The sequence below is a fragment of the Nitrosomonas sp. genome, from assembly GCF_022842015.1.
Classification (GTDB): Bacteria; Pseudomonadota; Gammaproteobacteria; order Burkholderiales; family Nitrosomonadaceae; genus Nitrosomonas.
The window spans coordinates 1-22,087 of the sequence record NZ_JALHQJ010000054.1; the positions used below are offsets into that span (position 1 = coordinate 1).

General features: G+C 45.8%; 22 protein-coding genes. 14 read left to right on the plus strand and 8 right to left on the minus strand.

What is annotated here, in order from left to right:
* The first annotated feature begins 38 nt into the window (after positions 1-38).
* The 9 genes from Q0C11_RS10520 (at position 39) to yut (ending at position 7,979) form a co-directional block, all read left to right on the plus strand.
* Positions 39-1,406, plus strand: a complete 1,368-nt coding sequence (locus Q0C11_RS10520) for a hypothetical protein (RefSeq protein ID WP_293007737.1) — start codon at positions 39-41, stop codon at positions 1,404-1,406.
* A 48-nt stretch (positions 1,407-1,454) separates the two neighbouring features.
* Positions 1,455-2,402: an urease accessory protein UreD gene (locus Q0C11_RS10525; RefSeq protein WP_293007739.1), complete on the plus strand. Its 948-nt coding sequence runs from the start codon at positions 1,455-1,457 to the stop codon at positions 2,400-2,402.
* 97 nt (positions 2,403-2,499) lie between these two features.
* Positions 2,500-2,802, plus strand: a complete 303-nt coding sequence (locus tag Q0C11_RS10530; protein ID WP_293007741.1) for an urease subunit gamma — start codon at positions 2,500-2,502, stop codon at positions 2,800-2,802.
* Between the two features lie 34 nt (positions 2,803-2,836).
* Complete coding sequence (locus tag Q0C11_RS10535; protein ID WP_293007777.1) at positions 2,837-3,145, plus strand: urease subunit beta; 309 nt, start codon at positions 2,837-2,839, stop codon at positions 3,143-3,145.
* 33 nt (positions 3,146-3,178) lie between these two features.
* A complete protein-coding gene (ureC, locus tag Q0C11_RS10540; RefSeq protein WP_293007743.1) occupies positions 3,179-4,885 on the plus strand; it encodes an urease subunit alpha in 1,707 nt (568 codons plus the stop codon).
* A 133-nt stretch (positions 4,886-5,018) separates the two neighbouring features.
* On the plus strand, positions 5,019-5,543 hold the full coding sequence (ureE, locus tag Q0C11_RS10545; RefSeq protein WP_293007745.1) for an urease accessory protein UreE: 525 nt from the start codon (positions 5,019-5,021) through the stop codon (positions 5,541-5,543).
* Between the two features lie 12 nt (positions 5,544-5,555).
* A complete protein-coding gene (locus Q0C11_RS10550; protein ID WP_293007747.1) occupies positions 5,556-6,233 on the plus strand; it encodes an urease accessory protein UreF in 678 nt (225 codons plus the stop codon).
* Between the two features lie 17 nt (positions 6,234-6,250).
* Entirely contained in the window at positions 6,251-6,886 is a 636-nt protein-coding gene (gene ureG / locus Q0C11_RS10555) for an urease accessory protein UreG (protein ID WP_293007749.1), read from the plus strand.
* Positions 6,887-6,995: 109 nt separating this feature from the next.
* Positions 6,996-7,979: an urea transporter gene (yut, locus tag Q0C11_RS10560; RefSeq protein WP_293007751.1), complete on the plus strand. Its 984-nt coding sequence runs from the start codon at positions 6,996-6,998 to the stop codon at positions 7,977-7,979.
* A gap of 75 nt (positions 7,980-8,054) precedes the next feature.
* Here yut and nikR read toward each other — a convergent pair whose 3' ends face one another.
* Positions 8,055-8,516, minus strand: coding sequence for a nickel-responsive transcriptional regulator NikR (gene nikR / locus Q0C11_RS10565; protein WP_293007753.1), 462 nt, complete (start codon positions 8,514-8,516; stop codon positions 8,055-8,057).
* 76 nt (positions 8,517-8,592) lie between these two features.
* Positions 8,593-10,671, minus strand: a complete 2,079-nt coding sequence (locus tag Q0C11_RS10570; RefSeq protein WP_293007755.1) for a TonB-dependent receptor — start codon at positions 10,669-10,671, stop codon at positions 8,593-8,595.
* A gap of 128 nt (positions 10,672-10,799) precedes the next feature.
* Between Q0C11_RS10570 and Q0C11_RS10575 the strand changes: the two genes are divergently transcribed.
* From Q0C11_RS10575 to Q0C11_RS10585, 3 genes are read left to right on the plus strand one after another with little or no spacing between them, the layout of a single operon-like run.
* Positions 10,800-11,768, plus strand: a complete 969-nt coding sequence (locus Q0C11_RS10575) for a metal ABC transporter substrate-binding protein (protein ID WP_293007757.1) — start codon at positions 10,800-10,802, stop codon at positions 11,766-11,768.
* Positions 11,746-12,564 carry a metal ABC transporter ATP-binding protein gene (locus Q0C11_RS10580; RefSeq protein WP_293007759.1) on the plus strand — a complete coding sequence of 273 codons (819 nt, stop codon included), beginning with the start codon at positions 11,746-11,748 and terminating at the stop codon, positions 12,562-12,564. The genes Q0C11_RS10575 and Q0C11_RS10580 overlap by 23 nt, the downstream gene beginning before the upstream one ends.
* A complete protein-coding gene (locus Q0C11_RS10585; RefSeq protein ID WP_293007761.1) occupies positions 12,564-13,397 on the plus strand; it encodes a metal ABC transporter permease in 834 nt (277 codons plus the stop codon). Before Q0C11_RS10580 ends, Q0C11_RS10585 begins: the two co-directional genes overlap by 1 nt.
* An 86-nt stretch (positions 13,398-13,483) precedes the next feature.
* Here the strand turns inward: Q0C11_RS10585 and Q0C11_RS10590 are convergent, their stop codons facing one another.
* The 4 genes from Q0C11_RS10590 to Q0C11_RS10605 form a co-directional block, all read right to left on the minus strand.
* A complete protein-coding gene (locus Q0C11_RS10590; protein ID WP_293007763.1) occupies positions 13,484-14,182 on the minus strand; it encodes an SDR family oxidoreductase in 699 nt (232 codons plus the stop codon).
* A gap of 80 nt (positions 14,183-14,262) precedes the next feature.
* Positions 14,263-15,015 carry a sulfite exporter TauE/SafE family protein gene (locus Q0C11_RS10595; RefSeq protein ID WP_293007765.1) on the minus strand — a complete coding sequence of 251 codons (753 nt, stop codon included), beginning with the start codon at positions 15,013-15,015 and terminating at the stop codon, positions 14,263-14,265.
* A gap of 123 nt (positions 15,016-15,138) precedes the next feature.
* Positions 15,139-15,669, minus strand: a complete 531-nt coding sequence (locus Q0C11_RS10600) for a cupin domain-containing protein (protein ID WP_293007767.1) — start codon at positions 15,667-15,669, stop codon at positions 15,139-15,141.
* A gap of 147 nt (positions 15,670-15,816) precedes the next feature.
* Positions 15,817-17,148 (minus strand): DUF2254 domain-containing protein, encoded by a 1,332-nt coding sequence (locus Q0C11_RS10605; RefSeq protein WP_293007769.1) that lies wholly within the window; start codon positions 17,146-17,148, stop codon positions 15,817-15,819.
* 238 nt (positions 17,149-17,386) lie between these two features.
* Here Q0C11_RS10605 and Q0C11_RS10610 point away from each other — a divergent pair, with 238 nt between their 5' ends.
* Both Q0C11_RS10610 and Q0C11_RS10615 read left to right on the plus strand, forming a co-directional pair.
* Positions 17,387-17,707, plus strand: coding sequence for a nucleotidyltransferase domain-containing protein (locus tag Q0C11_RS10610; RefSeq protein ID WP_293007771.1), 321 nt, complete (start codon positions 17,387-17,389; stop codon positions 17,705-17,707).
* A gap of 303 nt (positions 17,708-18,010) precedes the next feature.
* Entirely contained in the window at positions 18,011-18,214 is a 204-nt protein-coding gene (locus tag Q0C11_RS10615; protein WP_293007773.1) for a cold-shock protein, read from the plus strand.
* A gap of 197 nt (positions 18,215-18,411) precedes the next feature.
* On the opposite strand, the gene oadA is transcribed toward Q0C11_RS10615, so the two are convergent.
* Together oadA and Q0C11_RS10625 are read right to left on the minus strand one after the other, a co-directional pair.
* A complete protein-coding gene (gene oadA, locus Q0C11_RS10620) occupies positions 18,412-20,238 on the minus strand; it encodes a sodium-extruding oxaloacetate decarboxylase subunit alpha (RefSeq protein WP_293007775.1) in 1,827 nt (608 codons plus the stop codon).
* Positions 20,239-20,268: 30 nt separating this feature from the next.
* Complete coding sequence (locus Q0C11_RS10625; RefSeq protein WP_293007779.1) at positions 20,269-21,687, minus strand: acetyl-CoA carboxylase biotin carboxylase subunit; 1,419 nt, start codon at positions 21,685-21,687, stop codon at positions 20,269-20,271.
* Between the last annotated feature and the right edge of the window lie 400 nt (positions 21,688-22,087).

Sequence of the window (22,087 nt, forward strand, 5' to 3'; positions counted from 1 at the left end):
CCAATTTGGGTAGTCCATATTAGGAGACGGGCAACATCATGTTTAAAGGCAATAGCAACTTTCAACTGAAAATTAACACTGCAAGTTTGGAATCATTTGTTGTTCCTGATCAGCTTGGTTTCTATACAGGTAACAAAAGAACGAAAAATCCTGTCTGGATGCATTTTTTCTTGATGGCTCTACTCACGAGTGTTTTTGCTTTATTTGTATCAGATGTACATTCGATGGCGGGTGCAACTGCACCCATTAAAAAAATGCTCAAAGTGCAAACGAATGAACACAGATGGATCAGTTTAGGTGCAGGGTATCGTGGTTCAGGCGTATGGGTGGAAAATCCAAATTCTGGTAATTTGAAAGATGGCGCCTACAGCAACGACAATGCGCGTCTTTATCTCAATGGGCAGTTTAATGAGCATTTCAAATTCGAAGTCAATACAGAATGTTTTTTCTGTAACAATACGGCTTCGGGTGAAAATCCAAGAATGTCGTATAACATTCTCGACGCGATAGCCAAATTTGAATACAACCGCTATTTTAATATTTGGGGGGGGCGTATGCTGGCTCCTACGGAGCGGGGAGAATTAAGTGGCCCTTTCTTTCAGGCCACCCATGATGCATTCAAAACACCTTTCTTTTCTCAAGATTTCAGCACTAAATTTGGTGATGGTGGCGCAGGCCGTTATGGTCGTGACGACGGTGTAACTTTCTGGGGTAACGCAGAGCCAGGTATTATTCCCGGCACGCTTGGTTATGCAATGGGAGTTTTTCGTGGTTTGGAATCCTCGAAAACTGCGGGGCCGAATCCGGGTGGCACTATACTCACAGCAGCACGTATTACCTATAATTTTTTGAATCCAGAAAAAAATCCCGGTTATTACACTTCCAGTACCTATTATGGTAAAGCCGGTGATATTTTAGCATTGGCGTTTGGTATGTCTTACCAAAAGAATGGTGCAGGATCGTTTGCAAATCGTAGTGACTTTCTCGGTTTTACAGGTGACTTACTATTTGAAAAAGTTTTACCAAAAAATATGGGTGTGACTACTGTAAATGCTGAATACAAACAATTTTATGCGAATTATTCGACCGCTGCATTCTCTGATCGTGATTGTTTTTGTATGTTCGATGGCAAGTCGTGGACAGTAACCGGCCTTTATATGCTTCCGACTAAAGTCGGCATCGGACACTTTCAGCCTTATGGCAGATATACCAGCATTCAACCCAATGCTAGCAACAATCGAGAAGAGATTGAAGCGGGTCTGAATTACATTATCGACGGATTTAATGCGCGTATTTCAGCGTACTATCAGCATGGAGATCTACTGATGAAGGGGTTAAATTACGCGCCCGGAGTCTCAGGTCCAGCGCTTGATGTTTTTAAAATCTCATTCCAACTGCAGATTTAGAGACTTTCTGGAGTCAATTATTCATTAATACTGAGCTGAGAAAAAATTATGCTGCTATCCACTTATCCAGAAGAATCAGCAATTAAACAACGGAGTTCCCCTATTCTGAATGATCCCCAGCAGCCAATGGATGCTGCTAAATCCGATTCAATGGTAAATTCGGATCACAAGCCGCTTCAAGCAAGATTGTCGCTCAAGTTTTCTGAAATGGATGGAACAACGCGCCTCGTGGAGCGGGATCACTTCGGGCCTTTGTTGGTACAGAAACCTTTTTACCCAGAAAGCCGAAAGATTTGTCATGTGGTAATTATTCATCCACCGGGCGGAGTCGTAGGAGGTGATCAATTAGAAATTTCGGCTCAAGTTGGTGCGTCCGCAAGTGCGCAAATAACCACACCCGGCGCTGCGAAATGGTACAAAGCAAATGGTCGCGTTTCACACCAAAAAATTAGAGTCAGCGTAAGCAAAGGTGGCTCTCTTGAATGGGTGCCGCAGGAAACTATTTTTTACAACAATGCTAACGTCGATGTCGATCATCAAGTAATTTTGGAAGATGATGCAATTTATGTGGGCTGTGAAATATTATGCTTTGGTCGTACCGCATACGGTGAAACATTCAATAGCGGACAAATCAAGCAACGTACTAGCATTCAACGAAATGGAAAAATGATTTGGCTTGAACAAATACGTCTCCTGGGTGAGAGTTCTGCCATGAGTGGACCTTTGACATTATCTGGAAAAACAGTCTGTGCTACACTCATTTTGACTGGAAAAACGTTGCCTCAGTCTTTAATAGATTTGGCACGTGAAGAGGCAATGATAGTTACAAAAGGTGTGGGCCAAGTTGGTATATCCCAACTGAAATCGGTAATCGCGGTTCGCTATTTAGGTGATTCGAGCGAGGTTGCACGTCACATCATGTTGCGTGTGTGGGGTTTGTTCCGCCCAGAAATTCTCGGGTGCGCTGGGATTGTTCCGCGCATGTGGAACACTTGATTAAAGGTATCATTGACTTATGGTGGTTTTCTAAAAATATCATGCGGTTGCAGTAACTTAAGAAAATTGAAATGTTATTTTATTCAGGAGAAAAACTATGGACTTAACGCCTAGAGAAAAAGACAAGCTACAGATATTCACTGCTGGATTAATCGCTGAAAGACGTAAGGCACGTGGCCTAAGGCTTAATTATCCAGAAGCGGTTGCACTGATTACCTGCGCAGTATTGGAAGGTGCCAGAGATGGACGGACGGTTGCGGAGATGATGACAGCCGGTCAAAAAATACTGACCCGTGCTGATGTTATGGAGGGGGTTCCCGAAATGATTCCGGATATTCAGGTTGAGGCAACGTTTCCGGATGGAACTAAACTGGTCACTGTGCATAATCCGATAATTTAATCCTCAAAAATAGGAGATCGTCATGAGAGTACCAATGATTCCAGGTGAAGTGTTTGCTGAATCCCGTGAAATCGAATTAAATGTCGGTAGAAATACTAAAACACTAACTGTCTCCAATGGTGGAGATCGTCCAATACAAATAGGTTCCCATTTTCATTTTTTTGAAGTTAATTCTGCCATGAAATTTGATCGGGAGGCTGCCTATGGCATGCGCCTAAATATTATGGCTGGAACAGCAGTTCGTTTCGAACCAGGACAAGAAAGAACCATTGAGCTCGTTGAGCTTGCAGGAGACCGGGTCGTTTATGGGTTTAACCAAAAAGTGATGGGCAAACTTAAATAGTTTGTATCGCAATAATTTTACAGGAGTAGAAAAATGAGCGTAAAAATTTCCCGTAAATCCTACGTTGAAATGATGGGCCCAACAACTGGCGACCGCGTCCGTTTAGCCGATACAGAACTTTTTATAGAAATTGAAAAAGATTTTACTACCTACGGTGAAGAAGTGAAGTTTGGCGGAGGAAAAGTAATTCGGGATGGCATGGGGCAATCACAACGTAATCATGCTGATGTCATGGATACTGTCATTACCAATGCAATTATTATTGATCATTGGGGTATTGTTAAGGCGGATATTGGTATCAAGAATGGCAAAATCGCGGGTATCGGCAAAGCTGGAAACCCGGATATCCAACCTAACGTGACCATTGCTATCGGGGCAGCTACTGAGATTATTGCTGGCGAGGGGCAAATTGTCACTGCGGGTGCGCTGGATGTGCATATACATTTCATTTGCCCGCAACAAGCAGAAGATGCAATGATGAATGGGATAACTACCATGCTCGGTGGGGGTACAGGCCCGGCAGTCGGTACAGCAGCAACTACCTGTACTCCAGGGCCCTGGCACATTCATTCAATGTTACAAGCCTCAGATGGTATAGTAATGAATACCGGTTTTTTTGGTAAAGGTAATTGTAGTTTGCCGATACCTTTGGAAGAACAAGTGCTTGCTGGTGCTTGCGGCTTAAAATTACATGAAGACTGGGGTACGACTTATGCTGCGGTTGATAACTGTTTGAATGTTGCGGATAAGTATGATGTGCAAGTCGCAATCCATACCGACACCATCAATGAGGGTGGCTATTTGGAAAATACCATTGCTGCGATGAAAGATCGAACCATCCATACCTTTCATACTGAAGGTGCGGGCGGTGGCCATGCGCCGGATATTATCGCAGTCGTGGGCCAAGAAAATGTTTTGCCGTCATCGACCAATCCAACTCGCCCCTATACCGTTAATACCCTTGATGAGCATTTGGATATGTTGATGGTGTGTCATCATCTACATGCTAATATTCCAGAAGATGTTGCCTTTGCAGAGTCACGTATCCGTAAGGAAACGATTGCCGCAGAAGATATTCTGCATGACATGGGCGCAATCTCCATGATGTCCTCGGATTCACAGGCAATGGGCCGCATCGGTGAAGTTGTGCTACGTACATGGCAAACTGCGCATAAAATGAAGATACAGCGCGGCACATTGCAAGAAGACACCTCAAGGAATGATAATTTCCGCGTAAAACGATATATTGCCAAATACACAATCAATCCAGCCATCACGCATGGCGTTGCACATGCGATTGGGTCGATAGAGGTTGGTAAATACGCAGATCTGGTGCTGTGGAGACCGGCGTTCTTTGGCGTAAAACCATCCATGATCTTAAAGGGGGGAATGATCGCTGCAGCATTAATGGGTGATCCCAATGCATCGATTCCAACGCCTCAACCCATGCATTATCGCTATATGTTTGGTGGCTACGGTGGTGGGATCAAAACATCGTGCTTCACTTTTGCTTCGCAGGCAGCGTTAAATGCCGGTCTGGTTGATCAATTAAAATTAGATAAAAATTTAATTGCTGTCAAAGATACTCGCAACTTACGTAAGAAAGACATGATTCACAATGATGCCACTCCTAAGATGGAAGTGGATCCGGAAACCTATGAAGTACGTGCTGATGGGCAATTGCTGACATGTGGCGCTGAAGACGTACTGCCGATGGCACAACGCTACTTCCTGTTTTAGCAGTGTTTTTATGCCTTGTTCTTTTGGATAAAGATCACCACGGGCAAAGGGGTTTTCATTTTTTATAGCAGCTATCGCAACATTTATTGCAGTGATAGCTGCTATGTAAACAATAACTGATTGTAATAATAAAATGCTTACGCTGAATACTAAAATAGATCACGCAGACTCAGTGTTTGCACAACTCGTGTTACCTTACGAAATGCGTGAGAACAGTCGGCTCAGGACGGCACTTGCATCGGGTGAGGAAGTGGCGATTTTTACTGTACGAGGCACAATACTGCGGAATAATGATTTTCTCAAGAGCGATGACGGGCGTGTAGTGCAGATCATTGCCGCTCGTGAACCTACTTATCGAATCACTTGTAAGACACCTCATGAGTTATTGCGCTGTGCCTTTCATCTTGGTAATCGACATACGCAAACCCAGGTTGGCGAAGCTTTCCTGCGGATTCATCAAGATAGTGTCTTAAAGCAAATGTTGGAAGGCCTAGGTGCTTCTGTCATAGAAGAAGATGAACAATTCGAGCCAGAATCAGGCGCTTATGGGGGAGGAGGGCACCATCATCATGACGATGGTCATTACCATGCGCATGGTCCGCTCGCACCCATACCAGCACGTCAAAAGATTCACAGACCTTCAGATTCGCAATCTTAGGGGTCATTCATTGTGCAATCCATTTTATTACTTCGCTTACTGCAACTAGCAAGTCCCTCGCTGCCGATTGGCGCATACACGTACTCGCAAGGTTTGGAATCCGCCATTGAAAACGGCACCGTGCATGATGAAAGCTCTGCGCGCGCATGGATTTCAGAAGCATTGAATATCATTGCGGATTTTGAAGCGCCGATCGTGTGGCGTTTGCTTAAAGCATTTGCCGAGCGTGATTTGGCAGCCGTCAGTTACTGGACTGAATGTTTTGTTGCAGCACGCGATACCACGGAGTTTCGCGCGGAAACAATACAGATGGGATATTCTTTAGGAAAACTCGTCACAGATCTAAAGATTGCGGACGATTCTCTGAGTGCAATGTTAGCAAATCAATCTGAAATACCTTTACCTACCGCGTTTGCATGTGCCGCAGAAGCACTTGGGGTGCCACATGAATCGGCACTGCTTGGCATGTTGTTCTCAATGGTCGAGAATCAAGTGTTAGTTTGCGTTAAATCAGTGCCACTGGGACAGGTTTCCGGGCAGAGTCTTTTATTGTCGTTGCATGCAACAATCGAAAAAGTATCGCTACATGCACAGCAGCTCAATGATGACGAACTATCGAATTGGGCGCCAGGATTGTCATTGTTGTCGATGCAGCACGAAACACAATATAGCCGAGTTTATCGGTCATAATTTTTGAGGTATTACACGTGAATAAACAATCAAATCCGCTTCGAGTAGGTATCGGTGGTCCGGTAGGATCAGGAAAAACAGCCTTATGTGAGGCGCTGAGCAAAAAAATGCGCGATCGATACGAAATGGCGGTGATTACGAATGATATCTATACCAAAGAAGATATGGAGATTTTATTACGCGCCAATGCGTTACCACCTGAACGTCTGATGGGTGTGGAGACGGGCGGATGTCCGCATACGGCCATCCGAGAAGATGCATCCATTAATCTTGAAGCCATTGCGCGCATGACGGCCGATTTTCCCAATCTTGACCTTATTCTGGTTGAATCCGGCGGCGACAATTTAGCTTCCACTTTTAGCCCCGAACTTTCCGATCTAACCATTTATGTCATTGACGTCGCAGCTGGCGAAAAAATACCGCGTAAAGGTGGCCCTGGTATTACGCGTTCAGCGCTGCTGATCATTAACAAAATCGATCTGGCTCCTTATGTTGGAGCAAGTTTGGAAGTGATGGCGCGAGATGCAAAAAAAATGCGAGGCGACCGGCCATTTGTGTTTACCAACTTGCATACAGGTGAAGGTGTAGATCAAGTGATTGACTTCATCGTTAAACAAGGATTGCTTGAAGAAGTGAAACAACGCGCAGGTTGATACGTACCCATGCGTAATCTTGGTTTTTAACCCTGCTTGAATGATTAATTAGATTGTATTGATAGTTACTGTAGTTGCTTTTCCACATAAACTTTAGGAGCTAATCATCATGGATTGGTCTTTATCAATTGACAAGGCAATGCCGAAACCTTTGCGTGTAATATTCAGAGGTGTCGGTCAAGTATTTTTTTGCTGCAACGCGGTCACGGGTCTTATTTTCCTAATTGCCTTATATGTGGGTGGGATTACCGCAGGTCTCGCCGCGACTGTAGGCGTGATCAGCAGTACAGTCGCCGCTTATTTGTTAGGATTCTCAGACGATGATATTGATGCAGGGTTGTACGGATTTAACGGCACCCTGGTCGGTCCCTGCTTATTTTTGTTCATGGAGAATACACCGCAACTCTGGCTGTATGTGGTGCTTGCTTCAGTTTTGTCTACGGTGGTGTTGGCTGCATTGATGCGGATCTTGCAACCTTATAACATTCCAGCATCTACTTCCCCGTTTGTTTTGACTTGCTGGATGTTTATGGTGGCCGTGTTTTCATTTGATGCGTTTTCGCGCGGCCCAGTGCTGCCCGCACCGGGAATTCCTGTCGACATTGCTGCTGCCTCAGTAGTCGCGACAGAGTATGCCACCTTTTCGCAGGAAGCGGCTGAGGCCTGGTATACAGCCGTTACCAAAGGTGTTGGTGAAGTGATGTTCGCCGATAGCGTCATTGTAGGTATTCTGTTCTTGATCGGTATTGCAATAACCTCACTGCGTGGCGCATCGATGGCGCTGTCCGGCGCAATTGTCGGAGTTGCCTTGCCGATCTGCCTGGGTGCCGATAAGACGCTGATCGAAATGGGACTTTATGCTTTTAATCCGGTGTTGACCATGATGGCAATCGGTTGGGTTTTTCTTAAACCTAGTACAGGAACTGCAATTCTTGCCTTACTGGCGGGTATTTTGACGGTTATTTGTCAGGCTGGATTAGCTAATTTCCTTGCGCCGATAGGCCTGCCGACACTGACGTTTCCTTTTGTTCTGGTGATGTGGATGTTTTTATTTGCTGCTGGAAGATCCAAATATTGGGGAAATTCACACTAAAATTAGTTGTGCTTTGAGACTAAAGCCCCGTTTTAAAACGGGGCTTTTTATTGGTTGCGACAACACTGGAGATTATCAGGTGAGTGGACTGCAATGCGTATGAGGAGTCGCAGAATGCGGATGGAGTTCTTCTGATAGCTCGATCGGCACAATATGTAATTTGCCGTGACGCACGCCATTGGTGGCAATTACTTGGTTAGCAAAGCGCCTGACATCTTGAATCGTACCGCGCAGAATAGTAGTTTCGAGACAGTTGTCGTGATCCATATGAACATGCATACTGGATAAAGATAAATCGTGATGGTGATGGTGCGCGGAAGTAACCTGGCTGGCCAAGTCTCTTTGGTGGTGATTATAAATATAACTGAGTGTCGCAATACAGTAACCTTTATTATCTTTTTCCAGCCGTGCGGTTTCTAGATAGTCTCGAATGAGATCGCGAATCGCTTCTGAGCGATTATCGTAACCACGTGCTTGGGAAACTTTATCAAATTGCTCAAAAAGCTGGTCATCCATCGAAATAGTAAAGCGCTCCATAAAATCTCCTCGTGGGTTATCATTTAAAATCAAATATATAAATACTGAATATACTATTACAAATTTATTGTATTGATCAAAAATTGGCGACTAAATTAACGCGAATTGAGCGGCTTTCTATCGGATGAAAATGTAAGTCACTCACGCCGGCGGCGGGCTCACCCGGAAGTCTCGAAGTATAGTAATAATCTATTGCATGTGCCTGCGAGTTGAGCAGATTAAATCCTTGCATGATCACGCGCACACTGTTACCGATTTTATAGCCAATTTGGCCATTGAGCGTAATGGTGTGATTGGATTGCACGCTGTTGTCTTCAATCAAAGAACGTTTGCCGAAATAGCGCAACTGCATACTACCAAATAATGAGCCTATATTATCCACCGCTACTGCTAATTTTCCCACGCCTCGTATTGCCCCGGGTATTTGGTTGCCACTCGGATCAGCATCGCTGAAACGAGCGCGCGCCAGCGCGTAATCCAGATCAATCATCAACCAATCTGTCGGCATGTAAAACAGTGAAACTTCAAATCCTTCCCGCTTACTCGGGCGGCTGGCCTCGGTTGTTCCGGCATCGCCTACAAATAATAATTCCGAATCAAAATCCAATCGAAACGCGGCAAAAGAAGCCTGAAGGCCTGGGACGATGGCGGTGCGAACTCCGACTTCATAACCCGTTGAGCGTACCAGAGGATTGACTCTGTTAATGGGATCTCCTGACTTTGGATCAACGGTAGAAGTCGCTCCCCGTGCGTCATTGCTATGAAACCCGCTGCCATAATTAAAATAGAGTTCGGTTTGCACCCAAGGTCCAAAAATCAGGCTGAGTTTGGGATTGGTCATGCTATCGTAACGATTTCCCGAGTTAGCATTGATATTGCTATTGACATCAAACCAGTAATAATCCGAACGCACGCCGGCTACGCTACGGAATTTTTCCAGCCACTGGATGCTGTTTTGATAATAAATGCCTATACTGTTCTGGTTAATATGATCTTTGCGGGTAGTCGATAAGGTTTGGCGTTCTTTGGTACTGAGCAATCCATTGTCAATGACATCATTCTGAAATTGAACGCCCACCATACTTTCGATCTCAATTCCACTAATTTTGTTGGTCCAAAGATGATTGGCATTCATCGCCGATTGAAAACGTTTATCAATCTGAGAGAATTGATCTCCATTCACTGGGTCATCGAGAAAATAGGTGAAATTTGAAAATAATGCCAAATTACTATGCAGCGTATATAGATTCAACTGAGTGATGCCATAGCGACTGACATGCTGTAGTGCACTGGAGAGACTAAAGCGGTGAGATTCACCGCCCGAACTGGGATCAATGGCGCCCAGTCGTGGAACAAAACCGCTGGTTACACCCCTTTGCGGAATTTGATCGGTTGAATTCCAGTTTCCACCATACCCCATTGCTGTTACGTTAAATTTAGTTGAGCCACTATCCTGGCTATACCGCAGCACCGCGTTAAATTTCTTAAAATCCTCATGCTTAACCCATGGCCCGTCTTTTGTTAGTAGTTCCACCGCATACAATACATTGCCCGCACCTACTTCATGCGATTTTGCCAGCAATCCCCGCATAAAGCCTTGTTGTCCAAGTCCATAGCTGGCAATACCCTTGGGTAATGTGTCAACATAACTCATACTGACAGCGCCCGCTGAGGAGAAATCGCCTTGATTGGCGTAATAAGGGCCTTTTAAGTACAGCACATTGCCTGCCAATTCTGGAATGATAAAGTTAGTATCCGCCCAGCCCTGTCCGTGGCCATGCGAACGTTGATTGACCAGCATTCCATCTACCGAAATGCGTAAATCCGTGCCATGATCCAGGTTAAAGCCCCGCAGAAAGTATTGGTTGGCTTTACCCTCACCGCTATGTTGGGTAACAATTAATCCTGGTACTGTTTCCAGTAATTCTCCCGGGCGATAAACAGTGCGTGAATCGAGTTGCTGTTTAAGGACAGTACCTTCACTGGCGGAATTAGCCGTGCCGATTAACTCTCGTGCATTAGCACGGATAATCATTTCCTTAAGGGTTGGAACACCCGCAGCGTTGACCATTAATGGCATGCAACCCAATGATATAATACTGCTACTCCCGATAAGCCACTGTAGTGTGGTAGCCAGCTTAGTTTTTATTTTCACGTTCTTTTCATCCTAAAACTACGTGTCATTTTCTTAAAAGCCGCATGAATACGCATAATAATTGAAAATGTATGATAAATTGTTTTTTTTTCATACAATCTAGTGCATTAATTGGGAGAAATTTTGTTATGAAACTAGCAACCTACAGAATTGCAAAGTTTTTTTTATGCTTATTACCATTGTGCTTGCAAAACCCCATACTCGCGGCGACTGCTGACAAGAAGATTGAAATTGTTGCAACTGTTTCGCCGATTACGAATATTGTGCAGAATATTGGGGGAAAACACATTGAAGTAACCGGTATCGTGCCAGATGGAACTGATTCCCATACCTTTGAGCCCATTCCTTCGGATGTGAAAATATTACAAGCAGCCGACATGATTATCGTGAATGGCCTTGACCTGGAATTACCAACGTTAAACCTAGCGAAAAAAGTAAAAAGACCTGAAACTGCAATTCTGCAATTGGGGAATCTCACTCTTAAAGAAGCGGACTGGCAGTATGATTTTAGTTTTCCACGTGAACACGGGCACCCTAATCCTCATTTATGGCTAAACATTGAACTGGTCATGCGTTACGCAGAAATAATTAGAGACAATCTGATTATGCTTGATGCGGCGAATAAGGTGAGCTACCAGAAGAATACCGCAACGTATTTGACTAAACTAAAGAAGTTGGATCAGGCAATTTTCAGGTGTGTTGAGACAATTCCTGAGACAAATCGTAAGTTAGTCACGTATCATGATTCTTTTGCCTATTTTGCGCCGCGTTATGGCATGACAGTCATCGCAGCAATCCAACCCTCTGATTTTTCTGAACCGGGTCCCCAAGAAGTCATCAGCATTATTAAACAAATTAGAGAAACCGGTGTGCCGGCAATATTTGGTTCAGAAGTCTTTCCCAGTAAAGTGATGAAACAAATTGCCCGGGAAGCAAACGCCCAATTTATTGATCAACTTGCGGATGATGAGCTTCCAGCAGCGCCAAATAACTCTTTCATTGGTATGATGGCCAGTAACATGATCACCATGACCGAAGCACTGGGCGGTAATCCAACCTGTATAGCCAATATCGATGCCAGCAACATTGCATTCTGATTCGCCCTTGGTTCCTGCGGTAAAATTAACCTGCGTCACCGCGCGTTATGAACAAAACGTGGTATTTGACGATCTTTGTTTGGAAATTGCTGCAGGTCAATTTGCCGGAATTGTTGGTCCCACGGCTTGCGGTAAATCGACATTGCTGAAAATTATTCTAGGAATCCACGCGGTGAGTGCGGGTCAGGTCGAACTCTACAACTATCCAGTCAATAAGGTGAGGCCAGGCACGATTGGTTATGTACCGCAGCTTGGCAGTGTCGACTGGAATTTTCCGGTAACGGTTGAAGAAGTGATTTCCATGGGGCTTTATACCAATGGACGTATATGGCCCTGGCTCAGTAAACAGGAACGCACTTGCATTCAGGATCTTGCGCACCGGTTAGGCGTTGATGATTGCCTGAAAAGCCACATTAGCGATATATCGGGCGGTCAACGGCAGCGCACGTTTTTGGCGCGCGCCTTGATCAACAATCCCAAGCTTTTGATACTCGATGAGCCGACTTCTGGCGTTGATATCAAGACTCAGCATGAGGTATTGCATTTGCTGAGTGATATCAATAGAGGAGGTATCACCATATTATTAACCACGCATGACTTAAATGCGGTGGCTTCTCATTTGCCTTGGGTGATTTGTTTTAATCGAGGAGTTATTGCCCAAGGTCGACCGAATACTATTTTTACCAATGAGATTCTGACCAAAACATATGGTGGCGATATTGTCATTGTTAAATCCGAAGGACATCTTCTGATCGCTAACAGCACGCCTCTCAAATTTATTGATGAGTCTCCCTGATGGAGTTTTTGCTTGAACCGATCGAATATGAGTTTTTCCGTCATGCTTTACTTGCGGCGCTGATGGTAGGTGCGTCCGGCGGTTTAATCGGGGTATACGTAGTGCTGCGCGGCATGAGTTATGTTGGTCACGGATTGTCTCATGCGGCAATTGGCGGCGCAGTGATCGGCATTACCCTGAATTTGAATTTTTATGCGGGCGCATGCGCGATGGGATTACTCGCTGCATTCATTATCAACAAAATTACTAAAAACAACAAAATCAAGCTGGATGCGGCTATCGGGATTGTAACCACGGCTATGTTCGCTCTGGGTGTGGCCATTGTCAGCAAGATGCGTAATTTTAAACAAAACTTCGAAGCCGCCTTGTTTGGCAATATTCTTGGAATCACTGAACAAGATTTGATAATTATCGGATTGGTTGCTCTTTTTACCCTGATTACCATGTTCATCACGTACCGTACCTTACTGTTCTCCACGTTCGATAATGAAGCGGCGCGCGTATTCGGCATTAAAACTGACTCTGTGCAATTGCTGTTTTCATTATTGCTCACATTCTCGGTAATTGCATCCCTGAATGTCATTGGCGTCACAATGGTCGCCGCCACGCTCATTGCCCCAGCTATGACTGCGAGAATGCTGACGGATCGTTTTAGCCGCATGATTATGTACTCAACCATCATCGGTGCGGTGACTGGCGTGATTGGTATGTACTTAAGTTACATTTTCAATGTCGCTTCGGGTACAACCATAGTGTTGTTTAGCGTATTGGTATTTGCCTTATCAATGCTGGTGAAACCTTTACGAAACTTCTATCGATCGCGCCAATATTGAATTGGTGTAGAGATCAGTTTTTAGTCATCTGCAAGATTCGGAGTCATTCAGGCTGTGGAGCAAGAGTTGTTCATCGAAATCAGTAGTCACCAAGGCACAATCTGCCCGTCAAAGGCATAAAACTTTCCGGAATCTTCGGATTTTAAGTTGCTGATCACGCGTCGCATGCCGGTGACGCTTTGCTCGGTTGAGATTAATCCATTCGGGCCGCCCATGTCGGTTCTGACCCAACCGGGGTGCAATAGCACCGTAGTGATTTGTTGGGGATTCAAATCTATCGATAAGCTTTTCATCACGATATTGACACCCGCTTTGCTGGAACGGTAGATGTAGCTGCCGCCCCCTCGGTTATCTGCAACACTGCCCATTTTGCTGGTGATGGTGATAATGGTTTTTAGACTGCTACGGGCAATGGACTGCAGAAACGCTTCCGCCATTTTCAGCGGTGCCATGGTATTAATTGCAAAAGTATGCGCCCACGCTTGGTAATCCGTCATTCCGAAAGCATCGCCTGATGCTGACGGGTAAACGCCGGCATTATTGATCAATAAATCAATGGTTTCACCGGATAACGTTTGTGCCAACTGTTCAATATGCGAATGATTGGCAACATCCAACGGATAAATGCTGGTTTGGTCTGAATGTTGTGCAGCTAAACGGTTCAGTGCATCGGCCGACATCGGATTGCGGCAGCAAGCAATGACACGCCAACCATCTAAAGCGTATTGGCGTACAAATTCCAATCCAATGCCACGGTTCGCGCCTGTGATAAGTACTGTTTTCATAATATCTTGCCTGAATATGGGAAATTTTACGTCTCAATGATACCGCGATTCAATAAGAATCGACTTAATGCATTCGGAAATTACATTAAGAAAAAACATAAAGACATGACAAAGCCGACAGCTACGATAAACATTTGCAATACCTGTTTAGACAAACGGTATGCGAAAGCCGCGCCAGCATAGCCTCCGAAAATCGCAGCGGCGCCCATGACCAGCAGTTGTTCACTCGCTATGACACCACCAATGGCATAGATTACAACTGCAATAAACGTAATTAGAGACGAGACGAGGTTCTTTAGTCCATTCATCCCGTGCAAATTTGTTTGGCCCATTAATCCAAGTACAGCGAGTAAGATTATACCCAGACCGCCATTGAAATAACCGCCATAGACGCACACGGAAAACAGGCAAAAAATCGCTATTGTCTTTCGGTTGCAATATCCTGAGCTGGTAACTGACGGTTTCACTAATGAGAGAACCCTACTGTCAAGCAAGGACGGCCCAACGGAAAATATGATCGTGGCGAACAGAATTAACCAGGGTATCAAGGCCGAGAATACCTGCTCATTGGTATAGAGCAGAATACTTGCGCCCAAGCAGCCACCGCATATTGTAATTAACACAAGAGTCGCAGAACTTAACCCGGCAGGCAGTTCAATCTCACGCCTAAACCGCCAGGTACTGGCGATATATCCCGGTAGCAGTGCTGCGGTGCCGGTTGCATTTGCTGACACCGGAGGTACGCCTACCAAAATCAGGGCCGGAAGCGTGATAAAGCTACCGCCTCCGGCCACAGCGTTGAGCATTCCTCCGAGGATTCCGGCCGTAATCATTATGATCCATTGAGCTATTTCCAAAATTTGAATTCCAGATAATTTTAGGAAGTGCTTTCTTCACCTGATATTTAAGTTCTTAACTATCAATAAAATAAAGAATAATGCATTAATTTATGAAAATTATTGTTCTATTTGGACTTCGACAATCCTGGATCCGCCTATAATGCGCCGGATTTCTGCTAGCTCTTCGGGTGTTATCGGCTTGTCAGGATGAGATACTGTTCTTTTCTGAATGGCTCTAAATTCTTCGATTAGCTCAGGACTGTCCATAAAGAAAACAACCACTAATGGCAATGAGTTTTTCAAATTCTCAATTTTGTGAGCTACTCCCGCGGGTACGAAAATAACATCGCCCGCACTGATTTCTTTGATAGTAGTACCGAGTGTTGCTAAACCATTCCCAGAAACGACATAAAATAATTCATCTCCCTGGTCATGGATATGCAACCCGGTGGTACTTCCTTTCTGGAAAGTCTGCTCCACTAGGATTGAATTGGATGTTCCAGTTGATGGAGATGCTTTAATGACCATTCCATTCATTACTGTTTCACCTTCACCTGCTTTTAAGACAAATCCATCAGAACCATAGACAGTGTTGAAGAAGAAAGTAAGTAAAAGAGTAGCTAGACATATAGTAATAATCTTTTTCATTTGTATATCCCAGAATTCATGAGTATTAAAAACTAAAGGTGATAAATCTAGCATTGTAATTCTTGTCCTTTCTTATAAGGCTAAGGGATGACATCATTGGTCTGTTGTTTTTGATAACATTAACTGTAATGAATTGATTCATAATAGTTAATGGTCGTTATTTTCATCTATAAATAAATCTCTCGAATTCTTTGACGATGCATCTGTTTTTACAAAAGCAGCAGCATTACGCACGACCGTTAAATCTTGTGTCAGGTTCAGCGCGAGTCGTGCACGTTCCAACGCAAGCCGTGCGTGATGCTTGGCCGCTTCTTTCATCGGCGCATCGCCAATCAAAGCTAGGGATTGAAGCGCCTTTTGCAGCCGAACCATTACCTCCACCGTGCCGGCGCCGTCGCGGGCGATTCCTGTGAAGGCGTCATCGAACATGTCTCGTACCAAGATCTCAGGCACTTCCACGCGGTCATATTTTGGGATATGTTCGTCCGCTGCCTCAGCCTTTGCAGGCTCATTCCATAGAACAAAGAGTCGCACTAACGTTCCGATAATATTGATAGCCGTGCCGGGATCGTTAACCGCGGGCGACAACGCGCGACAGGCAATTTCCGATAAGACCACAAGGCCGAATCGGGGATCATCGTCGAAAAGTCGGTCGTTTCCGATTTGAAACGATTTAATAATCTGTTCGCGGTCACTCTCTGCTATTTCTCCTGAGCGGGTGCTGATGCAGGCCAATTCCCGTCCGGGTGCTGCGAAGGTGCCTGGTAAGGCCGCGATCACGACTCGGCCATCAGTTTTCTTTGCCCATGTTTGAAGCGCTGCAAGGTCGATATGCTGCACGTAACCTACACTGGGGGCGAATACCGCCCACCCATGAGCTTGTGGCAGCACCGGTACACCATGGAGGGTTGGTGCTTCCTTGCGACGCATCAAAGCCTGGGCGGTTGCTTGCTCTACCCTGGCGATGGTCGTTCCAATGCGACCAAGACGAGCGATGCTGTCCACCCAGCGTACAAACGTTATGATCACAATGCCGAATGCAATGGCCGTGAGAACGAAGAGCGTAAAATGTCCTGCTGCCTTGAAATAACCATTCTTCAGCGCTGTCAATGCCACGATGCTGTATATAAATGCGCCAATGAATGTCGATAACGCGTTCTGTGACTTATCATCGCCGATAATCAGCGTGAATGACCGTGGTGTTGCTGTGCTACTTGCGGAGGCATAGGCCGATACCATGGATGACACCGCAAAGGTGGCAATGACCAGCATGCTGGCGGCCATGATGGAAAGCATGGTTTCAACAGGCTCGGGTTTAATGTTTGGAAGAATCGACCCCAGCTCGGTACCGTCCGCGAGTTTGGCTGCGAGCGCCGCAATGATCGACAGCAGGCAAGCTGCCAGCGGCCTTACCCAGAGCCGTTCGTTCAGCCGATTGATAATAAACCTGAGTCGCTCTGTTGAAATGAAAGATGGCATTTTGTGCTCCTTGGCGCCGCCGCACAATGTTGTAGATAAGCCTGATTATTGCTTGGTTTGTATTCGTATACAAATGAGTTCATTATAACGCCGATAGCCTTGGATCTTTGTAAATTGATTGTGACTATAGAATATACAAAGCAAATATTTATAATGCATCCATTGGCCTGCTAGGAAGTACATTCTTTCAATGAAAAAGACCGATTTCATTCAGAAACTATAAACACGCATATCTAACTTGCTGGCCATCTATGCTTGCGGCAACTGCATACAGGGTGCCGCACAGCCGGAGAGCGGTCTCGATTTGGTGGTGCTGGTTGCCAGTTATGTCGAGCCGTTGGTATTTTGGACGGTGGCGAGTGATTTAGTGGACCTTGCGGGCTGCCCGGTCGATTTGCTGGATTTGCGCGCGGCTTCTACGGTGATGCAATATCAGATCATGACACCAGTCAGCGCTGGTGGGTGCAAGACTCGCAGGTGGCGCTGCTCTTGCTATGGTCGCGTGTCATGCGATGAAGAGATCAAGGTGTGTAAAGTGTTTAAGGCCAGACTCCATTAAACATTGAGCGCTGACAGTTGGAATCATTAAAGTGACTGCATTCGGCCAAAGCCAGACTTTACTAAGTTTGCGCTGACACCGAAACAGGGGAGCAGATCACCTTTCTCAGAGCATTCTTCGATAATTGTTTCTCTTGAGTCAATTCTTATTTTCGAATTCACTGGACTTTCAATCACAATCAGAGTACAAGGGTTTAAGGTATTTGTTTCAAAGCTTTTGCAGTACTGGTATTCCATGTGCAATCTTCGATTCAGGTAGTTTTTCGGGAGGTTTCCCCGTCATTTTTAAAAAGGAAGTAATCACATGGCAACAGGTACAGTTAAATGGTTTAACGATTCAAAAGGTTTTGGGTTTGTTACACCTGATGATGGTGGCGATGATTTGTTCGCGCACTTTTCCGAAATCAATATGAGTGGTTTCAAGACATTAGCAGAAGGCCAAAAAGTTACCTTTGATGTAACGCAAGGTCAAAAGGGCAAGCAGGCATCGAATATCCAGGCTCCTTGATCGGCTCTTGATTTTATAAAAAGCCCAGCACTTTTGTGCTGGGCTTTTTGTTTGATGGAAGAGTTCATGCGGACAACTGATCCACGCAGTCTTTTCCCGTTTTAACACGTTCACGCCGTTACCGACGAATGACCGCTCAGGGTCGATGATTCATTCAGATTAATTTCTGAAGCTGTCAGCTCAAGTCTGAGCTAACTTTACCCCACCACAATCTCAATCAGCACCTCATTCGGATTCACCGATTCACCTTTTACCACATGTACGGCTTTGATGGTTCCGGCAATCGGTGCGGTGATTTCCGTTTCCATTTTCATGGCTTCGGTAATTAAGACCGGTTGTCCGGCATTGACTTTTTGGCCGACTTTGACTAACACGTCCAGAACATTGCACGGCATGCTCACGACGACGTCGCCCTCGCCAGCGGGGCGCGGGCGTTTGCTGGCGATGTTGCTTTTGACGGCGCCTTGCGTGCCGCCGTCCAGCACGATTTCATCGAGCGTTTCGACGACAACTTCTTCCGGGACACCGTCTACCATGAAATAAAAATGCCGCAAGGTTTCATTTTTGGGACTGGTGCCGGTGACTCTGATGTGGTACGACTCGCCATGCAGCGCTACGTTGAATTCGGTCGGCGCTTTTTGCTCGCCACCGACCGTTGTTGAAGCAGTTTCCAAAGGTTCAGGAATCAGATGACCGGTTGACCGGAGTTCCAGGAATTGTTTGCCGACTTCCGGGAACATGGCATAGCTGAGCACGTCTTCATCATTATTGGCCAGATGGCCGATTTCCCGGCGTAACTGTTCAAATTCCGGTTTCAATAGATCTGCAGGGCGGCAATCGATAACCTCTTCCTTGCCGATTGCACGTTTCTGCAAACTGGCATTCATTGGCGCCGGAGCTTTGCCGTAGCCGCCCTGCAAATAGCGCTTCACTTCGTTGGTGATGGTGGAATAGCGTTTTCCGGTCAGAACATTGAGTGCCGCTTGCGAACCGACGATCTGCGATGTCGGCGTGACCAAGGGTGGGTAGCCTAGATCTTTGCGCACGCGGGGAATTTCTTCGTAGACTTGGTTGATTCGGTCCAGAGCGTTTTGTTCTTGTAATTGATTGGCCAAATTCGAGATCATTCCGCCTGGCACCTGAAACACGTGAACCCGCGTGTCGACGCCGGTGAATTCACTTTCAAAGCGGTGGTATTTTTTGCGAATCTGTACAAAATAATCATTCACTTCCTGCAATTTTTGCAGGCTCAGGCCGGTATCGTATTCCGTATCCTGCAGCGCCATGACCAAACTTTCGGTGGGTGGATGGCTGGTGCCGCCTGACCACGATGACAATGCTGTGTCGATATGCCGACAACCGGCTTCAATGGCTTTCAATTGGCACATTTCTGCGAGCCCGGAGGTGGCGTGACAATGCAAGTGGATGGGCAGGTCGACCGCTTGTTTCAGTGCGCTGACCAGTTCATAGGTGACATACGGTGTTAGCAGACCAGCCATATCTTTGATGACAATCGAATCGCAGCCGAACTTAGCCAAATCTTTGGTAAGTGACACGAAGCTATTGATATCGTGCACCGGACTGGTGGTGTAGCAAATAGTGCCCTGCGCGTGCTTGCCGCATTCCTTGGCGGCTTGGATGGCCGTCTCGAGATTGCGCATGTCGTTCAATGCGTCGAAAATACGAAAAACATCCATGCCGTTTTCAGCCGCTTTTTTTACAAATGCCCGTACCACATCATCGGAATAATGACGGTAGCCGAGCAGATTTTGTCCACGCAGCAGCATTTGTAATGGTGTATTGGGCAGTGCGGCTTTAAGTTTGCTTAGGCGTTCCCAAGGGTCTTCCTTTAAAAACCGCAAGCAGGCGTCAAACGTCGCACCGCCCCAGCATTCCAGCGACCAGTAGCCTATGCTGTCGAGCATTGAGCAGGCGGGCAGCATATCTTCCGTGCGCATACGAGTCGCGATCAGAGATTGGTGCGCATCGCGCAATATGACATCGGTAATATAAACTTTTTGCATGATTTTTCCTTGATTAACCCGTAAGTATACTCACAGACCTGTGTGCGAGGCCATTGCGGCAGCTATCACGCTAGCAAGCACTTCGGGTCGCGGCTTATCGGAATAATTGATCAGAGCAGGGTTTTGCTCGACAAAACCGGTATTGAACCGGGCTGCGCGAAACTGCGGATGTTTCAGAATCTTTAGATAGTATGGAATCGTGGTTTTGACGCCAAACACGCCCATATCGCGCAATGTACGCTGCCCGCGCTTAATCGCATCTTCCCAGGTTAATGCGCTGACGATGACTTTTGCCACCATGGAATCATAAAAGGGCGGAATTTCATAACCGGTGTATATCGCGGTATCGGTGCGCACGCCGGGACCACCAGGCGCATAATAACGGGAAATGCGGCCAAAGCTGGGCAAGAAATTATTTTTGGGATCTTCAGCGTTGATACGGAACTGAATCGCATAGCCACGCCGCACAATCTCTTCCTGCTTGGAACGCAGTGGCAAACCAGCTGCCACGCGAATTTGTTCCTCGACGATATCGACGCCGGTGATCGTTTCAGTAATGGTATGCTCGACTTGTACACGCGTATTCATTTCCATGAAATAAAACCGACCGTTGTCATCCAACAGAAATTCGACTGTGCCGGCATTCGTGTAACCGACCGATTTCGCGGCAATTACCGCAAGACCGCCGATATACTGGCGTTGCGCTTCGTCCAGTTGCGGCGATGGTGCAATTTCAATCAGCTTCTGATTACGGCGTTGAATTGAGCAATCCCGTTCGTAGAGATGAATCACGTTACCATGATGATCTGCCAGAATCTGCACCTCAACGTGTATTGGGTTAACAATGCATTTCTCCAGAAAAACGCTGGCACTGCCAAATGCTTTGGTGGCTTCGGAAATGACCCGGGTGTAATTGCGCTTTAGTTCGTCAGCACTATCACAGCGCCTGATGCCGCGGCCGCCGCCGCCAGAAGTGGCTTTCAACATGACCGGATAACCAATCTGCGCCGCGATTTCTTGGGCTTGTTCTACCGATTGTAAATTGCCTTCCGATCCGGGCGTAACTGGAATTCCAGCAGCTTTCATTGCTTTCCGGGCCTCGGTTTTATCACCCATGCGGTGAATCACGTCCGCAGTGGGTCCAATAAAAATAAGTCCACGCTCCTTACACGCGCGCGCAAATTTCGCATTTTCAGAAAGAAATCCATAACCCGGGTGCACCGCATCACAACCGGTTGCGAGAGCTAAATCAACCAAGGCATGAATGTTCAGATAGCATGCCACTGGATCGCTGCCGATACAATAAGATTCGTCCGCTTTTTTAATATGCAACGCGAAACGATCGGCTTCCGAATAAATGGCTACTGAGCGAATGCCCATTTCAGCGCAGGCGCGAATAATGCGAACAGCGATCTCACCGCGATTGGCAATGAATATTTTACGTAACATCATATTGGTATTTGGAACGCTTTGAAAAACGATAATGCGCGTATTCTACCCGATCAATTCTGGAATTTTATCCAGCATTGACTGAAGGTGATCATTTTTCGGCGAGAAATGATGATTCAATACGGGAGCTTGATGGGTGTTTGTAATATATAATGATTCAATAACAATGGTTTATTTGAATGTTTGTCTTGAATTGATTGGTATGGCACTGATTTCAAATTTCAGTATTTTTCTTTTCAATTATCGGGGATGTTTTTTTAGATGAATTTCACTTGTGGAGATGCAAAAGGCCGGACTGTTGGAAGATTATGGTTCGTCTGTTTATCGGCCTGGAACAGGCGTTGGCGGCAGCTTGACTTTTTCCTGCGGCTAGAATGTATCATTTAATATTTTAAACACA